The organism is Elioraea sp. (genome assembly GCF_051860475.1).
Classification (GTDB): Bacteria; Pseudomonadota; Alphaproteobacteria; order Acetobacterales; family Acetobacteraceae; genus Elioraea.
The window spans coordinates 1-6,449 of record NZ_JBHYDW010000195.1 but is presented as its reverse complement, the minus strand read 5'-3'; the positions used below and the strand labels follow the sequence as shown (position 1 = coordinate 6,449).

Here is a 6,449-nt window from a genome sequence, read left to right as displayed (position 1 = left end):
CACCCCCCCCCCCGGGGGGGGGGGGGGGGCGGGCCGCTCCACCGCCCCGTTCTCGGCCGGCCGGGGCGGGAGTTGGGGGGTGGGTGCGTGGCTAACCCCCCCGCGCGCCCCCGCCGCGCGGGCCGGGCCGAGCGCCGGATCGCCTGGATCGCGGTACAGCGCCTCGGCGTTCGCCGCGATCGCCTCGCGCAGCCGGGCCTGTTCCAGCGCTTGGCCCGCCGCCTGCATCGCCGCGATCGCATCCGCCAGGATCGAAGGGTCGGTGCGCAGCGCCTCGCGCAGGATCTCGACGATCGCGGCGCGCTGTTCGGCGCTGAACACGCCGCGTGCGTCGGACTGCGCGAGGGCTTGACCCGCAAGCAGCCACAGGGTCGCGAGGCCCGTCACGAACCGTATCATCGCCGCCGCTCCTCCCGTGCGATCTCGGCCGCCCGCGTCAGGTCCTGCGCGCGCAGCTTGGCCGGACCCCCCGCCAGCAGCCGCTCGGCCCGCGCCGCCATCTCGCGCTGCGTCCGCAGATCGCCGCGCAGCGCCGCCTCCTCGGCGAGCGCCAGCGCCGACCGTCCCATGTCGCCGAGGCGGCCATGCGCGATCCCAAGCGTGCGCCAGGTGAACGGCGCGTTCGGGTCGAGCCGCACCGAGGCATCGAGCTCGGCGATCGCCGCGCGCAGCATCGCCGGATCGCCGATATCCACCATGACCCGGCCGAGATTGGCGCGGATCAGCGGCTGGTGGGGCGCGAGCCGCGCGGCGGCGCGATAGGGCTCGAGCGCGTCGCGCGGGCGGCCGCTCTCGTGCAGCACCTGGCCCTTCAGCTCATGCAGCCAGGGGCTTCCCGGCCGTTCGGCGATCAGCCGATCCAGCGCCTCCACCGCCTCCAGGCTGCGGCCCTGGCGGAAGGCAAGGATCGCGCGCGCATAGCGCGCCGGCGCCGACTGGTCGGAGGCCGGGTAGCTGCGCGCCACGAGCCCGCCCTCCAGGAACCCGATCAGCTTGGCGCGCACCATGCGGAACGCCTCCTCCAGCGCCTCGGGCATCGGCGCATCGGCGTGCGGCGAACGGGCGAGCTGATCGGCGAGGAACTGCATCCGGTCACGCGTCAGCGGGTGGGTGCGCACATAGGGGTCCTGGCTCTCGGTCAGCAGCAGATCCTGCGCCGAGAGCCGCTCCATCAGGCGCAGGAGCCCAGACGCCGACCAGCCGACCCGGCCGAGATAGGTCACCGCCGCCTGGTCGGCCGCGTTCTCCTGCGTGCGGGTGAAGGCGAACAGCTCGCGCATCGCGAGCGCCTGCCCGCCGGCGCCGATCGCGCCCGCCGCGCCGCCCTGGCCGGTCGCGACCGCCGCGCCGACGCCCAGCAGCATCGCCGCGATCGCGCGGATCAGCGCGTTGCGCATCTCCTCGGGCAGGCGGGCGAGATGGCCGCCGCTGATGTGGCCGGTCTCGTGCGCGAGCACACCTGCAAGCTCGCCCACCGAATCGGCGGTGGTGATCAATCCGCTGTGGACGAACAGTCGGTTGCCGGTGGTGACGAAGGCGTTTATCGAGCGGTCGGCGATGATGATGGTTCGCACCAGCCCCCGGTCCAGCCCCGCGGCGGCAAACAGGGGGCCGTTGATGGCGCGCAGCAGGGTCTCGGTCTCGGCGTCGCGGATCAGCGTGATCGCGCGGCCCTGCGCCGCGGCAGGCGGGGGCGCGAGCGCGATCGCCGCGGCCAGCAGCCCCGCCGCGCAGCGCCGCCAGAATCGCCGGCACAGAGGTCCTCGCACGGTCGCCATCGGCGCGACTATAGGCCGGTGGCTGCGCAATGGTCTCCTCGCTGGCGCCGCTGTGATGCTGGCCGGCTGCGGCACGATCGGCGCGGCCTATGACAGCCTGCTCGGCTCGGGTCCGGCGCGCGGCACGCCCGGCTTCGTGACCGGCTTCCTCGGCGGCGTGGCGGCCGAGGAGCCGCGCGCCGCGCTGGTCGGGCGCGAGGTCCTGGCCGCTGGCGGCACCGCTGCCGACGCGGCGGTGGCGATCGGCTTCGCGCTCGGCGTGACGCTGCCCTCGCGCGCCTCGCTCGCCGGCGGTGGGGTCTGCCTCGCCTACCAGCCCGAGCGCGACCAGGCGCTCGCGGCGACCTTCCTGCCGCGCGCCCCGGCACGCCTCGATCCGCGCGCGGACCGCCCGGCCGCGCTGCCCGGCACGCCGCGCGGCCTGTTCGCGCTGCATGCGCGGCTCGGCCGGCTGCCGTTCGAGCGGCTGGTCGCCCCGGCCGAGCAGCTCGCCCGCTTCGGCACCCCCGTGAGTCGTGCCCTCGCGCGCGACCTCGCGGTGGTCGCGGGGCCACTGTTCGCGGACCCGCAGGCGCGCGCGCTGTTCGCCCGGCCGGACGGCAGCCCGCTCGCCGAGGGCAACCCCATGGTTCAGCCTGAGCTCGGCAACCTGATCGGGCTGATCCGCAGCCAGGGCGTGGGCGATCTGCACCATGGCGGGCTCGCGCGGCGGCTGGCCGACGCCTCGGCCGCAGCGGGTGGGGCGCTGACGGTCGAGGAGCTGCGCACGACGCTGCCGGCGCTCACCGCGACGCTGCGCGCCGCGCTCGGCAACGACACGCTGCACGCGGCCCCGGTCGGCGGCTCGATCGGGGCGGCGGTGGCGCTGCGCCTTCTCGCCGCGGGCGCAAGCGAGGCGGAGGCCGAGCGCGCGGCCCTGGCCGCCGCCGCCGCGGCGCGTGCGGGCGCCGATCCAGCCGCGCTGCTCGAAGGCGCGGGTCCGGCCGGCGGAGCACTGCCCCCCGTGCTGGGGGCGACCACCGCCTTCGTCGTGGCCGATCGCGAGGGCCTGGCGGTGGCCTGCGCGCTGACCATGAACAATCTGTTCGGCACCGGCCGGATCGCGCCGGGCACCGGGCTGGTGCTGGCTGCCGCACCCGGGATCGGCCAGGTGCCGCCGGCGCTGCCGACCGTGCTGCTGGTCGCCAACCCGAACATCCGCGGCTTCCGCGCCGCAGGCGCGGCCTCGGGCGGCGAGGGGGCCCCGGCCGCGCTGGCGCTGGCGCTGCGCCGCGCGCTGGGCGGGGCGGCGGCGCGCGAGGCGGTGTCGGCGCCGCGCGCCGGCGAGGCGGAGCGGATCGGGCGCGTCATGCTCCTCTCCTGCCCCGGCTACCTGCCGCGCGATCCGCGCACCTGCACCTGGGCCGCCGATCCGCGCGGCCACGGACTCGCGATCGGCGCCGACTGAGACTTCGGCGCGCTTGTTCGCAGGCCCCGTTCCGGCGCACCCTTGCGCCGACGGGGAGAGAAGCACGTCCATGTCGCCGCACCGCGCCACCCGCCGCGCTGCCCTGGCCGGCACGCTCGCCCTGCTGGCGCGGCCGGCGCGGCCGGCCGGGACCCTGACGGTCGGGCTCACCCCGGTCTTCCTCGACTCCGACCTCGCGCTGCTGCGCGACCTCGACGCCTATCTCGCCCAAGCGACCGGCCTTGCGGTGCGCCTCGTGAAGCGCCGCACCTACCAGGAGATCACGGCGCTGCTGCTGGCAGGCCAGCTCGATGCCGCCTGGATCTGCGGCTATCCCTTCGTGCAGCATGCGGCGCGGCTCGCGGTGGTCGCCGTGCCGCTGCATCGCGGGCGGCCGCTCTACCAGTCCTACCTGATCGTCGGTGCCGATCACGCCGCGCGGCGGCTGGCGGATCTGCGCGGTACGACCCATGCTTTCTCCGACCCCGACAGCAACTCGGGGTTCCTGGTCACGCGCTACCTGCTGGCCGCGGCCGGCGAGCGGCCGGAGACCTTCTTCGCCCGCAGTTTCTTCACCTTCGGCCATCGCAACGTGATCCGTGCCGTGCAGGCCGGCCTCGCCGAAGGCGGATCGGTGGACGGCTATGTCTGGGAGGTGATGGCCGAACGCGAGCCCGCGATCGTCGCCGGCACGCGCGTGATCGCGCGCAGCGATTGGCACGGCTTCCCGCCGGTCGCCTGTCTCGCCGGCCATCGCCGCGCGCCGACCGTGCGCGCGCTGGCCGAGGCGCTCGCCAGGATGCCGGACCATCCGGTCGGACGGGCCGTGCTCGCGACCCTGCAGCTCGACGGGTTCGCTGCCGCGGAGCCGGCGCTGTTCGATTCGATCGCGCGCATGAGCGCGGTGGTGCGCGCCCAGACATGAGGCTCGCCCTGCTTCGCTCCTGGCCGCTCGCGGCGCGCGTGCCGCTGGTCGTGGCCGGACTGATGGTCGCGGTCTCTCTGGTGATCGGCCAGGTCGTCCTGCACCGGCTTGCGCGCGACCAGGAGCGGCACGTCGCCGATCTCGCCGCCGCGTATCTCGACGGCGTCTCGACCGCGGTGCTGCCCGCGGCGATCCGCCGCGACGTCTGGGAGGCCTATGACGCCCTCGACCGCGCGCGCGCCCGCTATGAGGGGCTGGCGATCGTCTTCGCCGTGGTGACCGAACCCGCGGGGCACGTGCTCGCGGCTTCCGATCCGCGCCTGTTTCCGGTCGGCTCGCTGCTGCCCGAGGCGCTGCTGGAGCGTTACGGCCCCGATGGGCGGCTCACCATCGACGAGGCGGTCGAGCTTGCCTTCCTCGCCCGCGAGCTGCGCGAGGGCGCGGTCCCGGTCGGGCGCATCCTGGTCGAGCTCGACATCGGCGCGCTGATCGCCGAGCGGCGCGCGGTGCGCTGGACGCTGGTCGGCGTGAACGCCGGGCTGACGCTGCTGCTCGCGGGCCTCGGCGTGATGCTGGTGCGGCGCATGCTCGGCCCGGTCGCGATCCTGCGCGCCCACGTCGCCGCCGGCGCCGAGGGGCCGATCCGTCCGGTGGACGAGGCCGTGATCGCGCGCCAGCCGGCGGAATTCGCGGCCCTGTTCCGTGCCTTCAACCGCACCGCGCAGGCGGTGGCGGAGCGCGAAGCGATGGCTGCGCGGCTCGCCGCCGAGGAGAAATACGCGCTGCTCGGCAAGCTTGCCTCCGCGATGGCGCACGAGGTCAACAATCCGCTCGGCGGAATGTTCACCGCCGTCGACACCCTCGCCCGCCACGGCGACGATCCGGCCGTTCGGGCGCGCTCGATCGGCTTCCTCCGCCGCGGCCTCACCGACATCCGCGATGTCGTGCGCGCCGGCCTCGTCACCTCCAAGGGGCGGATCGGCGAGGGGCCGCTGACGCGTGCGGATCTGGACGATCTGCGCCATCTGGTCCGCCACGAGATCGAGCGGCGCGGGCTCAGCCTCGTGTGGCGGAACGATCTCGCGAGGGGTCTCGCGCTCGACCGCACGATGGTGCGCCAGATCGCGCTCAATCTGCTGCTGAACGCCTGCGCGGCCAGCCCGCCGGGTGGATGCGTGCGCCTGGAGGCGCGGGTCGCGGCGGGCGCGTTCGCGCTCACCGTGCGCGACGACGGGCCGGGCCTGCCGGCTGCGGCGCGCGCGCTGCTCGCCGCTCCCGACGCCCCGCCGCCGGGCGGCGGGCTCGGGCTCTGGACGGCCGCGCGGCTCGCGGCCGCGCTCGGCGGGCGCATCACGTCCGCCGACGGCGCTCCGGGCACATCGATCACGCTGCGCGTGCCGCTCGCGGACGGAGCCCTCGCCGATGTCGCGTAGGCCCGCGCGCGGCCGGCTGCTGCTGGTCGAGGACGACCCGGTGATGGGCGGCAGCCTCGCCGACCGGCTCGGGCTCGAGGGCTTCGACGTCGCCTGGGTGCAGCGCGCGGACGAGGCGGAGGGCGCCGTCGCGCGCGCACGGCCCGACCTTGTGCTGTGCGACATCCGGCTGCCCGACCGCTCCGGCGAGGCGCTCTACGCGGCGCTCCGACCGGCGCTTGGCACCGTGCCGGTGCTGTTCATGACCGCGTTCGGCGAGATCGACCAGGCGGTGCGGCTGATGCGGGCAGGCGCGGCCGACTTCCTCACCAAGCCCTTCGCCGTGGACGACCTGCTGGGACGGATCGAGACGCTGCTGCGCCGGGCGCCCGTTTCCGGCACCGGCAGCCTCGGCGCCTCGCCGGCGATGCGGGCGGTGGAGGAGACCCTGATCCGCGCCGCCGCCGTGGACTCGACCGTGCTGCTGGTCGGCGAGAGCGGCAGCGGCAAGGAGATCGCAGCACGCTTCCTGCACGCGCGCTCCACGCGTGCGGCCGCCCCGTTCGTCGCGCTCAACTGCGCCGCGATCCCCGAGGCGCTGCTGGAGCGCGAGTTGTTCGGACACGAGCGGGGCGCCTTCACCGGCGCCTCCACGCGCACGCCGGGATATGCCGAACAGGCCGGCGAGGGCACGCTGTTCCTCGACGAGGTGATGGAACTTGCCCCCGCGTTGCAGGCGAAGTTCCTGCGGCTGATCGAGGCCCGCGAGTTCGCCCGTCTGGGCTCGGCGCGCGCGATGCCGTTCCGTGCGCGCATCGTCGCCGCGACCAACGCCGACCCCCATGCGCGCCTGCGGGAGGGACGCTTCCGCGAGGACCTGCTGTTCC

General features: G+C 75.6%; 5 protein-coding genes and 1 pseudogene. 4 read left to right on the top strand and 2 right to left on the bottom strand.

Going from position 1 to position 6,449, the window contains the following annotated elements:
- Both ACTIFU_RS21790 and ACTIFU_RS21785 read right to left on the bottom strand, forming a co-directional pair.
- Positions 1–399 (bottom strand): annotated as a pseudogene (locus tag ACTIFU_RS21790) (hypothetical protein); the annotation flags it as partial.
- The gene (locus tag ACTIFU_RS21785) at positions 396–1,769 is read right to left on the bottom strand and encodes a M48 family metalloprotease (RefSeq protein ID WP_439580426.1); all 1,374 of its coding nucleotides are present in this window, start codon (positions 1,767–1,769) and stop codon (positions 396–398) included. The gene ACTIFU_RS21785 and the pseudogene ACTIFU_RS21790, both read right to left, overlap by 4 nt.
- Positions 1,770–1,833: 64 nt before the next feature.
- Here ACTIFU_RS21785 and ACTIFU_RS21780 point away from each other — a divergent pair, with 64 nt between their 5' ends.
- From ACTIFU_RS21780 to ACTIFU_RS21765, 4 genes are all read left to right on the top strand, one after another.
- The gene (locus ACTIFU_RS21780; protein WP_439580425.1) at positions 1,834–3,225 is read left to right on the top strand and encodes a gamma-glutamyltransferase; all 1,392 of its coding nucleotides are present in this window, start codon (positions 1,834–1,836) and stop codon (positions 3,223–3,225) included.
- Between the two features lie 70 nt (positions 3,226–3,295).
- Entirely contained in the window at positions 3,296–4,150 is an 855-nt protein-coding gene (locus ACTIFU_RS21775; protein ID WP_439580424.1) for a substrate-binding domain-containing protein, read from the top strand.
- Positions 4,147–5,583, top strand: coding sequence for an ATP-binding protein (locus ACTIFU_RS21770; RefSeq protein ID WP_439580423.1), 1,437 nt, complete (start codon positions 4,147–4,149; stop codon positions 5,581–5,583). Before ACTIFU_RS21775 ends, ACTIFU_RS21770 begins: the two co-directional genes overlap by 4 nt.
- Positions 5,573–6,449, top strand: an 877-nt coding sequence (locus tag ACTIFU_RS21765) for a sigma-54-dependent transcriptional regulator (protein WP_439580422.1), incomplete at its 3' end; no start/stop codon positions are given. The genes ACTIFU_RS21770 and ACTIFU_RS21765, both read left to right, overlap by 11 nt.